Source organism: Roseibium denhamense, assembly GCF_009711415.1.
GTDB lineage: Bacteria > Pseudomonadota > Alphaproteobacteria > Rhizobiales > Stappiaceae > Roseibium > Roseibium denhamense.
Genome location: NZ_SMLZ01000089.1, coordinates 42,752 through 59,406 on the forward strand (window position 1 = coordinate 42,752; position 16,655 = coordinate 59,406).

General features: G+C 57.8%; 16 protein-coding genes. 5 read left to right on the forward strand and 11 right to left on the reverse strand.

Annotated elements, in window-relative coordinates:
- Positions 1–66: 66 nt before the first annotated feature.
- The 3 genes from gshB to rsmI all read right to left on the reverse strand — a co-directional run bounded on the left by gshB (position 67) and on the right by rsmI (position 2,408).
- Positions 67–1,011 carry a glutathione synthase gene (gshB, locus tag E1180_RS03580; RefSeq protein ID WP_155189711.1) on the reverse strand — a complete coding sequence of 315 codons (945 nt, stop codon included), beginning with the start codon at positions 1,009–1,011 and terminating at the stop codon, positions 67–69.
- Positions 1,012–1,105: 94 nt separating this feature from the next.
- Positions 1,106–1,495: a YraN family protein gene (locus E1180_RS03585; RefSeq protein ID WP_155189712.1), complete on the reverse strand. Its 390-nt coding sequence runs from the start codon at positions 1,493–1,495 to the stop codon at positions 1,106–1,108.
- A gap of 4 nt (positions 1,496–1,499) precedes the next feature.
- On the reverse strand, positions 1,500–2,408 hold the full coding sequence (gene rsmI / locus E1180_RS03590; protein ID WP_155189713.1) for a 16S rRNA (cytidine(1402)-2'-O)-methyltransferase: 909 nt from the start codon (positions 2,406–2,408) through the stop codon (positions 1,500–1,502).
- A gap of 212 nt (positions 2,409–2,620) precedes the next feature.
- On the opposite strand from rsmI, the gene E1180_RS03595 reads away from it, so the two are divergent.
- Together E1180_RS03595 and coaBC are read left to right on the forward strand one after the other, a co-directional pair.
- Positions 2,621–3,823: a penicillin-binding protein activator gene (locus E1180_RS03595; RefSeq protein WP_155189714.1), complete on the forward strand. Its 1,203-nt coding sequence runs from the start codon at positions 2,621–2,623 to the stop codon at positions 3,821–3,823.
- Positions 3,824–3,947: 124 nt separating this feature from the next.
- Complete coding sequence (gene coaBC / locus E1180_RS03600; RefSeq protein WP_155189715.1) at positions 3,948–5,174, forward strand: bifunctional phosphopantothenoylcysteine decarboxylase/phosphopantothenate--cysteine ligase CoaBC; 1,227 nt, start codon at positions 3,948–3,950, stop codon at positions 5,172–5,174.
- 47 nt (positions 5,175–5,221) lie between these two features.
- On the opposite strand, the gene E1180_RS03605 is transcribed toward coaBC, so the two are convergent.
- The 3 genes from E1180_RS03605 to E1180_RS03615 form a co-directional block, all read right to left on the reverse strand.
- Entirely contained in the window at positions 5,222–6,010 is a 789-nt protein-coding gene (locus E1180_RS03605) for a DODA-type extradiol aromatic ring-opening family dioxygenase (RefSeq protein ID WP_155189716.1), read from the reverse strand.
- A 196-nt stretch (positions 6,011–6,206) separates the two neighbouring features.
- Positions 6,207–6,788, reverse strand: a complete 582-nt coding sequence (locus tag E1180_RS03610) for an OmpA family protein (protein WP_155189717.1) — start codon at positions 6,786–6,788, stop codon at positions 6,207–6,209.
- A gap of 22 nt (positions 6,789–6,810) precedes the next feature.
- Positions 6,811–7,230 carry a hypothetical protein gene (locus tag E1180_RS03615; RefSeq protein ID WP_208996914.1) on the reverse strand — a complete coding sequence of 140 codons (420 nt, stop codon included), beginning with the start codon at positions 7,228–7,230 and terminating at the stop codon, positions 6,811–6,813.
- A gap of 180 nt (positions 7,231–7,410) precedes the next feature.
- Between E1180_RS03615 and dut the strand changes: the two genes are divergently transcribed.
- From dut to cysK, 3 genes are all read left to right on the forward strand, one after another.
- Positions 7,411–7,857 carry a dUTP diphosphatase gene (dut, locus tag E1180_RS03620; RefSeq protein ID WP_155189718.1) on the forward strand — a complete coding sequence of 149 codons (447 nt, stop codon included), beginning with the start codon at positions 7,411–7,413 and terminating at the stop codon, positions 7,855–7,857.
- Positions 7,858–7,884: 27 nt separating this feature from the next.
- Positions 7,885–8,544 carry an HAD family hydrolase gene (locus E1180_RS03625; protein ID WP_155189719.1) on the forward strand — a complete coding sequence of 220 codons (660 nt, stop codon included), beginning with the start codon at positions 7,885–7,887 and terminating at the stop codon, positions 8,542–8,544.
- Positions 8,545–8,677: 133 nt separating this feature from the next.
- Positions 8,678–9,637, forward strand: a complete 960-nt coding sequence (gene cysK / locus E1180_RS03630) for a cysteine synthase A (RefSeq protein ID WP_155189720.1) — start codon at positions 8,678–8,680, stop codon at positions 9,635–9,637.
- 54 nt (positions 9,638–9,691) lie between these two features.
- On the opposite strand, the gene E1180_RS03635 is transcribed toward cysK, so the two are convergent.
- The 5 genes from E1180_RS03635 to polA form a co-directional block, all read right to left on the reverse strand.
- A complete protein-coding gene (locus E1180_RS03635; RefSeq protein ID WP_155189721.1) occupies positions 9,692–10,645 on the reverse strand; it encodes an agmatinase in 954 nt (317 codons plus the stop codon).
- Between the two features lie 59 nt (positions 10,646–10,704).
- The gene (locus E1180_RS03640; protein WP_155189722.1) at positions 10,705–11,316 is read right to left on the reverse strand and encodes a GNAT family N-acetyltransferase; all 612 of its coding nucleotides are present in this window, start codon (positions 11,314–11,316) and stop codon (positions 10,705–10,707) included.
- Positions 11,316–11,633, reverse strand: coding sequence for a heavy metal-binding domain-containing protein (locus tag E1180_RS03645; RefSeq protein ID WP_155189723.1), 318 nt, complete (start codon positions 11,631–11,633; stop codon positions 11,316–11,318). The genes E1180_RS03640 and E1180_RS03645 overlap by 1 nt, the downstream gene beginning before the upstream one ends.
- 84 nt (positions 11,634–11,717) lie before the next feature.
- Positions 11,718–13,244, reverse strand: coding sequence for a YifB family Mg chelatase-like AAA ATPase (locus E1180_RS03650; protein WP_155189731.1), 1,527 nt, complete (start codon positions 13,242–13,244; stop codon positions 11,718–11,720).
- A gap of 160 nt (positions 13,245–13,404) precedes the next feature.
- Positions 13,405–16,377: a DNA polymerase I gene (polA, locus tag E1180_RS03655; protein ID WP_155189724.1), complete on the reverse strand. Its 2,973-nt coding sequence runs from the start codon at positions 16,375–16,377 to the stop codon at positions 13,405–13,407.
- Positions 16,378–16,655: the final 278 nt, after the last annotated feature.

Consider the following 16,655-nt stretch of genomic DNA (forward strand, 5'->3'; position numbering starts at 1 on the left):
AGAGGCCCCTCTGTTGCATTGTCTAAGCACACGACTTCACCTCCACGTCCCCGCGTGGAGGTTTTTTTATCCAGCGGCCTTTTGCTCCAGGACATCCCAGACCATCTTGGCCACATCCGGGCCGCCAAGCTTTTGAATGGCGCGGATCCCAGTGGGGGCTGTGACGTTGATCTCCGTCAGCATGCCGTCAATGACATCAATGCCCACCAGGATCAGACCCTTTGCCTTCAAAGTCGGGCCGAGCCTTGCGCAGATCTCCCGCTCGCGCTCGGTGAGATCGCTATCGGTCGGGGCACCGCCGCGGACCATGTTTGACCTGAGGTCGCCGGCAGCCGGAACGCGGTTGACCGCACCAGCAAATTCACCATCGACCAGCAGAATTCTCTTATCACCATGCTTCACATTCGGCAGAAACTGCTGGATGACCCAGGGCTCGCGGAACGTGGCATCAAAAAAGTCGTAGAGGGATCCATAGTTCAGATCGTCCGCCGTAATCCGGAACACCGCCGCTCCGCCGTGACCGAACAACGGCTTCATGACGATATCGCCAAACTCCTGACGGAAAAGATCGATCTCTGCCCGGTCCTTGGTAATCAAGGTCGGTGGCATGAGGTCCGCAAATTCGGTGACGAACAGTTTTTCAGGTGCATTGCGCACCTCGGTCGGATCATTCACCACCAGGGTGTCCGGATGGATCTTGTCCAGCATGTGTGTTGCGGCAATGTAGGCGAGATCGAATGGCGGATCCTGGCGCATCAGGACAACATCCATGTCGCGCATGTTGACCCGTTGCCGTTCGCCGAGTGTAAAATGGTTGTCCTTCTCATCGCGGACCGACACCGGCTCGACAGCACAAAAGACATCACTGCCGCGCATGGCCAGCCGGTCCGGGGTGTAATGATAGAGCGTATGTCCACGGGACTGCGCCTCCAGCATCATGGCGAAGGCGCTGTCACCGGCAATGTTGATGGTTTTGATATGGTCCATCTGGACCGCGACTTTGAGTGCCATGAAGAACTCCCGGCAGGGGCGCGACAACGCTCTGGGATTTTGGATCGTTTGGATCAGATATGCGATTGAGGCTCAGGTTTGTCCAGTGGCGACTTCAGCCGCGAACCTCAAATGCGTTCACGATCCGCTCCGGAAAGGACCAGGGGCGGATGATCACGACGTCAAAGCGAAGCGTATAAAAACCGGCCTTCGGGTGTTCGGCGACAAAGATTTTGGCAGCGCTTGCGATCCGTTTTTGGCTGGCAGGTGTCACTGCTTCCATCGCGGCTTGACGGGAGCGGCGGGCTTTGACCTCGACAAAAGCAACGGTCTTGCGTCTTTTCGCGATCAGATCGATCTCGCCAGCTTTCGTCTTGTAACGCTGCTTGAGAATGCGCCAGCCGGTCAGCCGCAAATACCAGGCCGCGATGCTCTCCGCCGAAAGACCAAACGCATTCGCCCGCCGCCGCCGGTCGCTGTCTGACCGCTCTGCCTTGCGCGCCATGACCTTACGTCCCGTTTTTCAATTGAAGCGCGCGTTTATAAACCACGTCACGCTCCAAACCGGTCGCTTTAGAGATTTTCTTGGCGGCCGCGCTCACGGGCATGTCGGCAAGCGCCTCACTTAGCAAAGCATCCAGATCAGCGGCATCTTCGCGCGGCTTGTTCCCTGGCGGGCCAACCAGAATGACGATCTCGCCCTTAACCGTTTGATCGGCAAATCGCGTTGAAAGCTCGTCCAGGGATCCGCGTTCAAAAGTTTCAAAGCGTTTGGTTAGTTCCCGGGCGACCACCGCTTCCCGGTCCGCTCCCATGACATCCGCCATGGCAGAAAGCGTCGCGCCGGTCCGATGCGGGGATTCAAAGAAAACAAGGGTTGAGGGCAGTACAGCCAGCTCTTGCAGCCGCCGGGTTTTGGGCCCGCCCTTTTGGGGGAGGAACCCGGCAAACGTCACTGTATCACTGGGAAGACCGGCCGCAACCAGTCCGGCAAGAGGAGCCGATGCACCTGGAATGGGGATCACCTTATGTCCCTGTGAAACCACATCCCGCACAAGCCGGTATCCGGGGTCCGAGACAAGAGGCGTTCCCGCATCCGAGACGAGCGCCACAGCCCGTCCGGCTTCGAGGTCTGCCAGTATTCGCGGCCGCTGTTTGTCCGCATTGTGCTCGTGATACGGGATCATCGGCGTTTTGAGCCCGAATTTCTGCGTCAGCGTACCGGTTACGCGGGTGTCTTCGCACGCAATAACATGTGCGGCAGCAAGTGTTTCCAGGGCCCTGACGGTAATATCACCCAGATTTCCGATCGGAGTGGAGACAATATAAAGCGCAGTTTCCAGGCTCGGAGCTTTGAAAGCGTGTTCGGACAAGATGTACCGGTTCCTGACCGGTGAAGCGCTGTCTGACTCTGACATGGCTTATGTCCTCTTCCATCCACCAGGCGCCGCTCAAGCCGTATCATCAGCAAGCTGCCTGTTCCTGCGCTACCCGCCCGGCGTACTCAAAGCAAGCACAAATCCACTATTCTTCCGGGACTTAAGGCATTCATTTGGCCCCAAAACTGGACAGTCCACCAATGAATACGTAAATCTTTCAAGCGGGGTGGCGGAACAACGTGACTTATGGAATGCGGGGCAAGACCGTGCAACACAGCAAACGGACCTTCATAAAACTGGCTCTGGCCGGGGGCAGCAGTCTTATGCTGGCCGGATGCCTTGGCTCGTCCTTGGGCTCCTTGCCTGGCGACCAGGTGCAGCCCAGCGCGCAGCCGCAGGTGACGGGTGAAACCATCGGCACCGGTTCGGTTCGGGTCGGACTCCTGCTGCCGCTCTCGGGAAACAACAGCATCGGCACGGTCTTCAAGAATTCCGCGGCCCTTGCCCTTCAAAACTTCCCGAATGCGGACGTCCAGCTTCTGGTCAAAGACACCCAAGGCACGTCTGAGGGTGGCCGGGCCGCCGCACAATCTGCAATCTCGGAAGGCGCGGAACTGCTTCTGGGACCCGTCTTCTCGCCGGCTGTTGCCGGTGCTGGCGCGGCCGCCCGCAGAACAGGTGTTCCGGTGGTTGCCTTTTCAACGGATACTTCTGTTGCGGCGCGCGGCGTCTACCTGCTCAGCTTCTTGCCAGAGAGCGATGTCAAACGCATCATCGGGTATGCGAATAGCCAGCAGAAACGCTCCTATGCCGCACTGATCCCGGACGGTTCTTATGGCGCCGTAGTGGAAGCTGCCTTCCGCCAGGAAGTTGGCCGGGGCGGGGGGCGGATAGCCTCTATCCAGCGGTATTCCATGAGCGGCTCGGACACATCGGATCTGGTTGCCAAGACAAATGCGCTTCAATCCTCACTTGGCAGTATCGATGCACTCTTCGTCCCCGCCGGAGGAGGTGTTCCCGGGCTTGTGGTGCAGACGCTTGTCAGCCAGAATGCAAATCTTGGCACTGTGAAGCTCCTGGGATCGGGCCAATGGGACACCAACCAAGTCCGGAACAATCCGGTTTTGGCCGGATCCTGGTATGCCGGACCCGAGGACGAAGGCTTCAAGGCCTTCGCTCAGCGTTATCGATCCACCTATGGATCTGCGCCACCGCGCAATGCAAGCCTCGTTTATGACGGGGTCACCCTTGCAGCCGGGCTGATCAGGTCCGCCGGACCGCAGCGCTTCCAGCAGAGTATTCTTACCAACCGGGATGGCTTTATCGGTATCGATGGCCTGTTCCGGTTCAAGAACAACGGCTTGAATGAGCGCGGCCTCGCCGTTTATCAGGTGACGGGCAGCGGAACACAGGTTATTTCTCCCGCTCCAAGGGATTTCCGGTCCGGTTTCTGACCGGCGTTTTCGGGATCTGCGGTTAGATCAGCTTCGGGTGTTTTAACAAGACGCCTGATGCTCTAGGTGGGAAACGCATGCCGCCCTTCATGCATGCGGTGTCCCGAAAAAGGATGCGGTGCTCATGCTGGCAGGAAAACAGATCGTTCTGATCATCAGCGGCGGCATCGCTGCTTACAAATCACTCGATCTGATCCGCCGGCTGAAAGATCGCGGTGCCCGTGTCATTCCAATCATGACCAAGGGCGCGCAGGAATTCATTACGCCATTGGCGGTGGGCGCGCTTTCCGCCGAAATGGTCTTTACCGATCTGTTCGACCGCGCTGCGGAACATGATGTTGGCCATATCCGGCTGGCCCGTGACCACGACATGGTCCTCATTGCACCGGCAACTGCGGACCTGATGGCCAAGATGGCGCACGGTATCGCCGATGATTTGGCAACGGCCGTCCTGCTTGCAACCGACAAACCGGTTCTTGTGGCGCCCGCCATGAACCCTAAGATGTGGCAAAACCCGGCAACACAGACCAATTCCAAAGCCTTGGAAGCACGCGGCGTCCTGTTCTCAGGACCCGCATCTGGAGAAATGGCTGAAAAGGGCGAGGCAGGCACTGGCCGTATGTCCGAACCGTTGGACATTGTGGCCGCAGTAGAGGCCCATTTCTGGGAAGCTGCACAAACCTCCCGATCACTGCCGCTCGCCGGAAAACATGTGTTGATCACATCCGGTCCGACCCATGAGCCGATCGATCCGGTGCGCTACATCGCCAACCGGTCATCGGGGAAACAGGGGCAGGCCCTGGCCCGCGCGGCTTACGAAGCAGGCGCACGGGTCACGCTCATCAGCGGCCCAGTTGACCTGGCCCCACCTGACAACATTCATGTTCAACGGGTAGAAAGCGCCGCCGAAATGCTGGAGGCTGTTCTTTCACATCTGCCGGCTGATATTGCGATTATGGCGGCAGCAGTCGCGGATTGGCATGTTGCCGAACAGGGCGCGGAAAAAATCAAGAAGGATGGCAGCGGCCAACCGCCTGCGCTTCATCTGGCCGAAAACCCGGATATCCTCGCAACGATTGGCCATCATGACAGCCTTCGTCCCGAACTCCTGATCGGATTTGCCGCAGAAACCCAGAACCTGATTGAGAACGCAACCGGCAAACTCCGGCGGAAGAAGGCCGACTGGATTGTCGCAAATGATGTCAGTCCTGAAACGGGCATCATGGGCGGGGACAGGAACACAGTCCGGCTTGTTCACACCGATGGCGTTGAGGATTGGCCCGCCATGGACAAGCCGGATGTTGCCAGGCAGATCATTGCACGGGCCGCAAAACATCTGTCCAGCCGGTAAAGGGGCTAGTTGCTAGCAGGGCCCGTCAAATCCAGATCATTCATGCGTCACGCTGCGAATTGGTAATAGCTCATGCTGATTGAGCCGTATTCATAGCTGCGGTGCATCAGGTCCGGTTCTCCGCCTCCGGAAGCCCCAAACGCGAAGAACAATGGCAACAGATGCTCCTCCGTCGGGTGGTTTTGCCGGAAGCCGGGAGCGTCCGCAAGCGGCTCGAAATAGTCGATCTGGCCATCGTTCAAGCCCTTGTCCAGCCAGGCATCGAACGTTTTCGCCCAATCGGGAGCCGCGCTGCCTTGCGGAGCGAGTGCCCTCAGATTGTGGGTCGTGCTTCCCGATCCGGCAATCAGAACTCCCCGCTCCTTCAAAGGCGCCAGTGTCTGTCCAAGCTTATAGACAGATGACGGTGTGCTGCCATCCGGCAGGGAGAGTGCCACTATAGGTACATCGGCATGCGGAAAGGCGAGCGAGAGAGGAACCCAGGCACCGTGGTCAAGCCCGGCATTGCCATCCAGCTCGACGTCGTAGCCATCAGCCTCCAATAGTTTGGCAGCCGCGTCCACCGTCGCAACATCCGCCTGGGCTTTGTAGTCGATTTCATAGAGTTCGGCCGGAAATCCGCGAAAATCATGGACGGTCTTCAGCGGGCCCGGCGCGGACAGTTTCAAGCCCTTTGTTTCCCAATGGGCCGAAAGAATAAGAATTGCTGCCGGTTTTGGCCGGGCCGCGAAGGTTTGCGAAAGAAAGCGGCTCGCCGGGGTATCCTCGACGGCAAGTGTGGGCGCTCCATGGGCTAAAAAGACCGGCGGAACACTATGTGGAGATGTTTCTGGCATTGAGAGATCCTTCCATCGCGGACACGATCATTGGATCGTACTAAGACGAAAGATGGTTGTTCCCCTCAAGCACACAAGCCAACCGATATGAAACATATTGTTCAATAATTGAGGACAGTCCACAGTCATATGATGGCTTCACAAACGAAAACGGCGCCCTTTCGATGGGGCGCCGCATAAGCCTAATCTGGAGCGACTACCGATAGCCGAGATTGATCAGTTGAACCCGCCGGTTGATCGCTGCATCCGGATCGGCAGGATCGCGCAGCTGCTCCTCACCCAGACCAACTGCATAGAGGTAATCACTCGGTACCCGGAAGGTCGTGACCAAAGCCTCGCGAATGGACTGTGCCCGGCGCAGTGACAAATCCAGATTATACTCCCGTGCGCCCTTCGCATCCGTATGGCCGACTATGAAGAACGTCTGTCCTTGCAGGTAGGGTGTGTGAAGCGCGTCCGCAATCAGACCGACGGATTCAAAGGATTCCGGTCGGATGCGTGCAGAATCGAAATCAAATGTGATCTCGAGATTGAATTGGCGGAGCGTTGCCAGCTTGTCCGCCAGCGGCAGGGACTGGGGGGCGTTTGCCCCCGGATATTTTTGAATGTTTTCGAGCGCAGCTTTTTGCAGCTCGTCTGCCGACAATTCCACTTCCTGCTGTGCGCCTTGAAGTGAATTGATAATTTCGTTGCGGCTCAATTTGGTTTGGGCGGAGGCCTGAATGCTCGTCAGCGCAAGCGCCCCGGCGGCCAAGGCACCGATGAAAATCCTGTTCATGGGACAAACTCCAATTTCAAAATCAGCGGTAACCGGCCAGATCAATCGCGGTGTTGCACTTCTTGCTCACGACACGCTCGGACTTCAAAAGACAGCGCAGCACATGACCGGCACCGGGCTTCCGGTCACCGCAATACTGGCGCGCGTCATTGGCGCAAATTTCAGGCGCAGCGGCCTGGGCGGCAAGGCGCTCCTGAATAAGGGTAGTCACAACGGCAAAATCTTCGGTGCATTTGGCCGAGACCTTGTCCTGGTTCTGAACAAGGCATTGTCCAATTCCGTTGTTGGCGAGCGTTGCCGTTTTACAGTAGCTCTCAATGTCATTTCCGCAACTTGCAGCCAGGATCTTGATCGCATCCGCAAACCCGACCGTCTGGGCCGTTGCGGCAGGCGCGCCTGTAAGCATCAACGCGGCCGAAACCGCAAGTATCCAACGTGGCATGGTGCAAATCTCCCTGCTATTCAGCACCCTAACGATAGGGAAGATCTTTTCAGGAGAGTGTTACGAGTGCAAGTAGGCAATTCCCTATCTTTCGTCTTGGTTTGCATTTCCCGGTACGGCCGCTTGACAGGTCATGGCAAATGTCGTCACTCGCCCCGAGTTAGGGTTTAGGAACACGTCATGACCGTTTCACTGGAAATCAAGCGGCTGCCGCATGGCCGGGACCTGCCATTGCCAGCTTATCAGTCCGAGCTTGCAGCGGGCCTCGATCTCATGGCCGCGCTGGACGCGCCTGTTGTTTTGGATCCGGGAACGCGCGCCCTTATCCCTACCGGCTTGTCGATCGCTCTGCCTGGCGGATACGAAGCGCAAGTCCGGCCCCGGTCCGGCCTGGCAGCAAAGCATGGCGTCACTGTTTTGAACACGCCCGGAACCATCGACGCTGACTATCGTGGGGAGGTTAAGGTCATTCTGGTCAATCTGGGCCAAGACCCTTTCACTGTCACGCGCAGCGAACGGATTGCCCAAATGGTGATCGCGCCGGTTCTCCAGGCAATGTTAGTTGAGGTTGAAGAGCTGGCAGAAACATCCCGTGGGTCTGGCGGTTTCGGCTCAACAGGCCGGTGATTTTCCACTGCACAGGGAGCAACGGGAATGGGTCCCAGTCTGGTTATTTTCGATTGTGATGGCGTCCTTGTGGATACCGAACGTGTGACGAATGCTAATATGGCCGAGATTGTGACCGAACTCGGCCACCCCATGACCGGTCCGGAGTGTCAGCGCACATTCATGGGCAGAACGCTGGAAAATGTACAGGAACTCATTGAAGAGCTGATTGGCCGGCACCTACCGGCCGATTGGCCGGAACAGGTCCGGCGCCGGGATTTCGAGAGTTTTCAAAAAGGTGTTGATGCCATCCCCGGTGTTGCAGCGGTTCTTGACGACTTGGACAGCTGCCAAATGCCCTATTGCGTGGGCTCTTCCGGAAAATACTCCAAGATGCGGACAACACTTGGAAGCTCCGGGCTTTTGGGCCGCCTTGAGGGCCGCCTGTTCTCGGCTGAAGATTGCACACGCGGAAAACCGGCACCCGATGTTTTCCTTCTGGCTGCGGACAAGATGGGATTTGACCCCAAGGACTGCGTCGTGATTGAGGACAGCCTTCCAGGTGTCCAAGCCGCGGTTGCAGCCGGTATGGCCGTTTACGCCTATGTCGAGGATCCTTCGTGCGACCGGAAAGCGCTTTTAGAGGCCGGGGCGGTGCTCTTTGAGCGGATGAGCGATCTTCCAGAGCTTCTGTTTGCCAATTCTTAGGTGTTCGGCAGAAAACCATTTCCGGACAATGGAGGGATTGGCAAGATGCGTCCCTTAAAACTTTTCCAGACCGGTATTATGTTGGAACAAAGCTGATCCGATAATGGCAGCTGACCATGCTGGGGAGTGTACAATGACCATCAAAACCCACGGCCGCGGGAAGATTTATTCCTCCATCACGGAGACAATCGGAGATACACCGATTGTCCGGCTGGACCGGATAGCCAATGCCCATGGGGTAAAAGCAAACCTCTTGGCCAAGCTCGAGTTCTTCAACCCGATTGCCAGCGTCAAGGACCGGATCGGCGTTGCCATGATTGAAGCCATGGAAGCCGATGGCCGGATCAAACCTGGCGAGACCACGCTCGTGGAGCCAACTTCGGGAAACACAGGCATTGGTCTGGCGTTCGTGGCAGCGGCAAAAGGCTATCGGCTCATTCTGGTCATGCCGGAGACCATGTCCGTTGAACGCCGGAAGATGTTCAAGCTGCTCGGCGCAGAACTTGAGCTCACCGAGGGTCCAAAGGGCATGAAAGGTGCGATTGCGCGCGCCAATGAACTGCTGCAGGAGATCGAGGGCGCGGTTATGCCGCAACAGTTCGAGAATCCCGCCAACCCGGAAATCCACCGCAACACGACCGCCGAAGAAATCTGGAATGATACCAGCGGCAACATTGACGTTTTCGTGTCTGGCATCGGCACCGGCGGCACCATCACCGGCGTCTCTCAGGTCTTGAAGGAGCGCAAGCCGAGTGTGCATGTGATTGCGGTTGAGCCGGCCGACAGCCCAATCCTGTCCGGCGGCCAGCCTGGGCCGCACAAGATCCAGGGGATCGGTGCCGGTTTCGTACCTGGCATCCTGGACACATCGGTTTTCGACGAAGTTGCCACGGTCGGCAACGACGATGCGTTTGCGATGGCGCGGGAACTTGCCAAGACGGAAGGCATACCGGTCGGCATTTCATCAGGCGCCGCAGTGACGGCCGCGATCAGGGCCGGTCAGCGCGATGAAATGACCGGTAAGAACATCGTCGTAATCATTCCGTCTTTTGCCGAGCGCTATCTGTCGACGGCCCTTTTCGAGGGTCTCTGATTTCAAAACGGGACGACCGGGCATCTGAATGGCCCGGTCTTCCCGGAACTGATGTCACCGGTGATGTAAAACGCGCCCAATGGTGTTCATCAAGAGCTGGGCAGCCAAGGTGCTGGTGGAGCCGGTCGGATCATAATCTGGCGCAACTTCCACCAGATCTATCCCAGCAATTGTCCCGCGCCTTGCAAGGCCATCGATCAATTCCAGAATCTCATAATAGAGAAACCCGCCGTGGCTCGGTGTTCCCGTTCCCGGTGCGATTGACGGGTCGAAGGCATCGATGTCGATGGTGAGGTAATACCGCTGCTTGGCCGGGATGCGTGCCAGCATACCATCGATCCCCAACTTGCGGATATGGCGGACCGACTGGATGTCCGACCCCATCCGGCGGGCGTCCTCATACCCGTCGCGGGCCGTTGACGACACGTTGCGGATGCCGATCTGGCTGAGGCCGGTCACATAGTCTTTTTCAGCGGCCCGGCGCATGGGATTGCCATGGCCATAACGCACACCGTGACGCTCGTCGACAAAATCGAGATGCGCATCAATCTGGACAACATGGATCGGCTCTTCTCCGTCAAAGGCATTGATGCACGGAATGTTCACCGAATGATCGCCTCCCAAAACAACAGGCAGAGCGCCTGCGGCAAGGATCTTGCGGACACCTTCCTCGATGCGTCTATGGCTTTCTATCGTGTCGGTGTGGACGATATCAGCATCACCAATGTCAACGATCCGTGTGGTCCCGGCGGGAAGATACGTGATGTCGTCTTCAAAATCGTAAGCGCCGGCATGGCCGAATGAAAACAGTGTCGAGGCTTCCCGGATCGCCCTTGGCCCCATGCGCGCACCCGAGCGCCATTGCGTGCCCAGATCGAACGGCGCGCCCAGAACGGCGACATCGGCTTCAATGGCATCCCAGTCCGGCTGGTAGGGATATTTCCCGAAAGTACAAATCCCGACGAACGGCAAATTGAGCCGCCCACCTTCATACCCATGCGATGCCATTTGTGCGCCCTCATACCTTGAACTCAATGAGCAAGGTTCAGGCGCATTGCCCCGCATCGTCAAGCAGTCTGAAGGTGTTTTTCCATTCTGGTCGCTGATGAAAACCCAAAGACATATGCAAAGATGCCTGTCTCTTCTGTGCTGACGGCTTGAAATCCACGCCGCTCATAAAGCGCCCGGGCCCGCGTATTCGTATCGATGACATCAAGCCGCACACGCTCATGACCGAGCATCTCCGCCTTACCGCAGACCGCATCCAGGAGCGCGGAGCCAACCCCCAAACCGCGGCTTTGCGGATCGACAAAGATCCCGTCCATCAATAGGCAATCCGGTTCCGGTTGCCGCTCGAGACTGTCGAGGACCATTCCCCGCCAAAAGCCACCTGCCCATCCGTAAAATGCCGCAAGTTCTTTGAGTCCGCCGCCCACCAGCGCTCCATTTGAGGTTTTGTATCCGGCGAGGCCGAGCAGTGTGCCATCAGGCCCGATTGCGCTGATGGCAAAATCTGGGTTCAACACGTCTTCCAAAAAAGGAACCGCCTTGGTGGCCGGACCCATTACTTTGCCAAGCTTGCCTTGAAACGCATCCCAGAACAGCCGGGCGGCCCGGCCGCGCTGGTCTTCCGGGAACCCGTCTTCAATCCGAAGAGCTTTTGGTTCTTCTGCCGCCATCAACGCACGGAAACGGCAGTTCCGGTCGCGCTCACCATCAACATCGACCCGTTCTGGCCGACGGTTTCATAATCGAGATCAACACCAATGACTGCGTTTCCGCCCATAGCCTTTGCCTTGGCGCACATTTCCTCAATGGCGATCTCGCGCGCCTTTGCCAGCTCTTCCTCGTAAGCCGCCGACCGGCCGCCAACGATATCGCGGATGCCAGCGAAAATGTCCTTGAACAAGTTCGCGCCGAGGATCGCCTCACCGGTCACAAGACCTTTGTAGTCAATGTCTTTTCCTTGAATCGTATTGGTCGTGGTGACAAGCATGCGGCGCCTCCAGAAGATAATGAATCCTTGGAACAGATGGGGAGTTGGCGGGAACACTGCAAGAAAGTTGAGCCGACAAACCAGTCAGGCAGCCCGGCGGGACATATCCATTCCCCGGTAACTTAGCGCCTCTGCCAAATGGATCCGGGCGACCTGATCGAGACCATCTAGATCTGCCAAGGTGCGGGCAAGCTTTAGGACACGATGATACCCGCGCGCCGACAATTGCAAGGTATCAGCGGCCTCCCGCAAGAATGCAAGCCCCCTCTCATCCAGTGCCGAAATGGTTTCGATGACCGAGGCAGGCGCTTGCGCATTTGTCCGGGCCGTGACGCCAAGGCCCAAGAAGCGGTCCAGCTGGATCTGCCGTGCCCGCGCGACCCGTTCTGCCACAACTCCAGACGGCTCGCTGTCCGCAGGGCCGATCAAGTCGCTTGCCGTGACTGCCGGAACATCAATGCGAAGATCGATCCTGTCCAGAAACGGGCCTGAAATCCGCGCCTGATACTCCGTTACGCACCGCTCGCCCCGGCGGCACTGGTGGCCCGGTTCGCCAGCATGACCGCAGCGGCAGGGGTTCATTGCGGCAACCATCTGAATGCGGGCCGGATAGGTGACCCGATGGTTGGCCCGGGCGATCACCGCTTCTCCGGTTTCCAAGGGCTGGCGCAGGCTATCAAGCACCTGCGGATTGAATTCCGGCAGTTCGTCCAGAAACAACACGCCATGATGGGCGAGCGACACTTCTCCGGGCTTGGCACGCAGGCCACCGCCTACCAGTGCTGCCATTGATGCGGAATGATGCGGCGCGCGGAAAGGCCGGCGGTCGGATAGTTTGCCGTCGGCGAGTTCTCCGGCAAGCGATGCGATCATCGAGACTTCGAGAAGCTCGCGCGGCGTCAAGGGCGGCAGGATGGAGGGCAGGCGGCTTGCCAGCATCGACTTTCCGGACCCGGGCGGCCCGGTCATGAGAAGATTGTGCCCGCCTGCGGCTGCGATTTCCAGGGCCCGCTTGGCGCTCTCCTGTCCCTTGACGTCTTTCAGATCCGGAATTCCATCGGGCGATGCCCGGAGTTTTGCAGCCGGACGAGAGAGGACCTGTGTGCCTTTGAAATGATTGGCCAGCTGGATCAGCGAGCGGGGCGCCAAAATATCCATCTCGGCATCTGCCCAGGCGGCCTCTCCGCCGCTTTCAACGGGGCAGATCAAGCCCTTTCCCAGCGCGTTGGCCCCCATCGCAGCAGGCAGCACACCGGCCACCGGTGCAATCGTACCATCAAGCCCGAGTTCGCCCAGGATAACGTAGTTTTCCAGAAATTCGGCCGGAATGGCGCCGATCGCGGCCATGACACCCAGGGCAATCGGCAGGTCGTAATGCGAGCCTTCTTTGGGAAGATCAGCCGGGGCGAGGTTGACGGTTACACGTTTTGCCGGCAGGGCCAGGCCCGACGCGGACAGCGCGGCCCGCACCCGTTCCCGGCTCTCACCAACGGCCTTGTCCGGGAGCCCGACGATCATGAAGGCGACCATACCCGGCCCGACATGCACCTGCACGTCGACGGGAACTGCCTCTATCCCCTGAAAGGCCACCGTCGTCACCCGGCTGACCATCGCCTCACCTTCAATCATTAAGTGTATTTAAAGTTCAACACACTTTTTGTTTCCGGGCAAGGAAACTCACGGACTTCAAACAACACAACGCAATGGGTCCCATGGTCAAGCCATGGGATGGCGTGGGCCGGATGAATGCACCGCGGTGCGAACGCACGCCCTAATGCGCTTCGTCCCAATTATCAGCCGCGCGGGCGTCGACCTGGAGCGGGACGGAGAGTTTCAGCGCCGGGTCGCAGGCGTTTTCCATGACATCCTTGATCAGGGGAATTGTGTCGTTGACCTGGGATTCGGGCACCTCAAAAATCAGTTCGTCATGCACCTGCAGCAACATTTGCGCATCGAGCTTTGACGCCGTCAGCCGATCTTCCATCCGCACCATCGCACGGCGCAGAATATCGGACGCAGACCCCTGGATCGGCGCATTGATGGCCGCACGCTCATAAAATGCGCGCATGTTCGGGTTCTTGGTGTTCACATCCGGATAATGCGCCTTGCGGCCGAAAATCGTGGTCACATAGCCGTTTGCATGCACCTGTTTCTTGGTGGCTTCCATATAGTCCTTGATGCCCGGAAAGCGCTCGAAATAGGTCTTGATGTAATCGCCGGCTTCCCCGCGTGAAATGCCAAGCTGGTTGGCAAGGCCGAAAGCGGAAATGCCGTAAATGATGCCGAAATTGATCGCCTTGGCCTGACGGCGGACCATCGGGTCCATGCCCTCAATCGGCGTTCCAAACATTTCCGATGCCGTCATTGCGTGAATGTCCAGCCCGTCTTCGAATGCCTTTTTCAGCTGCGGAATATCAGCCATATGCGCCAGCACGCGCAGTTCGATCTGGCTGTAGTCGGCAGAAATCAGCTTGTGGCCCTTTTCAGCAACAAACGCCTTGCGGATTTTGCGCCCGGATTCCGTCCGTACCGGAATATTCTGCAAGTTCGGCTCGGAAGACGACAGACGTCCTGTCGTTGTGGCCGCGAGCGCATAAGATGTGTGCACCCGTTTCGTTTCCGGATTTATGTAACCCGGAAGCGCATCGGAATAAGTGGATTTCAGCTTGGAAAGCTGGCGCCATTCGACAATCTTGGAGGGCAGCGCATGGCCTTCCGCCGCCAGATCCTCCAGAACCTGGGCCGAAGTTGACCAAGCACCGGTCTTGGTTTTCTTTCCGCCGGGCAAGCCCATCTTTCCGAAGAGAATATCTCCGAGCTGTTTTGGCGATCCGATGTTAAAGGTTTCGCCAGCAAGCTCGTAGATCTCGCTTTCAACCGCCGCCATGCCTTGCGCGAAATCCCCGGAAAGCCGGGACAGCATCTGCCGGTCGACAGAAATGCCGCGCTTTTCCATACGTGCCAGTACCGGCACCATCGGCCGCTCGAGCGTTTCATAAACGGTGGCCATGCGATCAGAGGCCAAGCGCGGCTTCAGGATCAGCCAGAGACGCAAGGTGACATCGGCGTCCTCGGCTGCATAAGCGGTTGCCTTGCCGATTTCCACCTTGTCGAAGGTGATCATCGATTTGCCGGAGCCGCAGACTTCCTTGAACGGGATCGGCTTGTGGCCAAGCCAGCGCTCGGACAGTTCGTCCATGCCATTGCCGCCCTTGCCGGCATCCACCGTGTAGGACAGAAGCATTGTGTCGTCGTAAGGCGCGATATCAACCCCATGGCGGGTCATCACCAGCCAGTCATATTTGAGGTTCTGCGCGATCTTCAGGACCGCGCTATCCTCCAGCATCGGCTTGAGGATACAGAGCGCCTCATCCATCGGGATCTGGCCATCTACCAAGTCGCCACCGCCGAGCAGATCGCCTTCCCCATCCTTGTGGGTCAGGGGAACATAACACGCCTTACCCGGATCGCAGGCAAGCGACAGGCCGACGAGTTCAGCCTGCATCGCATCGAGCGAAGTTGTTTCCGTATCGAATGCCACATATCCGGTCTCGTAGGCCTGAGCGACCCATTCCTTCAGCCGGTCTGCGCTTGTCACGGTTTCATAGGCACTGTTGTCAACTTGCATGGCGCCGATCCGTTCGGCACGGGCCTCTGCAACCGTTTGCGGCACCATCATACCGTCCGGAGCACCCGGCAGGTCACCCGGCACCTTGGACGCTTCGGACCCTGAAGATCCGCCGCCCGGGCGGTCCATCAAACGGCCCTTATGGTCCGGTTTGTCCCAGCCGGGAACATCGAAATCCGCTGCCTCAATCCCTGCCTGATCCGCACCGGTCACTTCGGCCACACGCTTGGTCAACGTGCTAAAGCCCATGGCTTTCAAAAACCCGACCGCCTTCGGGCCATCCATATCGGTAACCGATAGATCTCCGACCGGAATTTCCACCGGCACGTCCTGTTTCAGGGTCACGAGCTGCTTGGAGATCCGCGCCTGATCAGCAAATTCGATCAGGTTCTCCCGGCGCTTCTTCTGTTTGATCGTGTCGGCCTGGGCGAGCAGAGTTTCCAGATCGCCAAATTCATTGATCAGGAGCGCGGCTGTTTTCAAGCCAATGCCCGGAACGCCTGGAACATTGTCCACGCTGTCCCCGGCGAGAGACTGCACTTCAATGACCTTCTCCGGACCGACACCAAACTTTTCAAAAACTTCCGCTTCGCCGAAGATCTTGTTTTTCATGGTGTCGATCATGCCGACATTCGGCCCGATCAATTGCATCAGGTCCTTGTCGCCGGAGACGATGGTCACCCGCGCGCCCTGTTCGGCGGCCTGACGGGCATAGGTCGCGATCAGGTCGTCGGCCTCAAACCCCTCCTGCTCAATGCAGTGCGTGGAAAAGGCGCGGGTTGCTTCGCGGATCAATCCGAATTGCGGCACGAGATCTTCCGGCGGCTCGGGACGCTGCGCCTTGTACTCGGGATAGATCTCGTTCCGGAAGGTCTGCGCCGAATGGTCAAAAATCACCGCAAAATGCGTTGGTTCATCACCCGGCTCCGGAGAAAGCCCTTCCTGCAACAGCTTCCACAGCATGTTGCAAAAGCCCGAGACCGCGCCCACAGGCAGCCCGTCCGACTTGCGCGTCAGCGGCGGCAACGCGTGATAGGCGCGGAAGATGAAGGTGGAGCCATCGACCAGGATCAGATGGTCGTCAGCGGTGAGAGCGGGGGAATCTTGTGTCGACATGGCGCGGATATTGCCCGCACCGGCGGCCTGAGGAAAGGCTCAATTTACAATGCGGGGCCGATCTGAGTTTCTAGCGAGATAAACTGCTAGGGGAGCCAAAGCTGGAAAACCGAAATCCATAATAATGCTCCAGCTAAATAATTTCGACTTATTTGCCGGATGTCCAGGACCAAAATATACATAAATCCAAATTATAAAAATTAGTAAAACAGAAAATAAAATTATGTAGAAAGGTTGATGTGAATTTCGGAAATAAGAATAGCAGACTCTCTCTATGG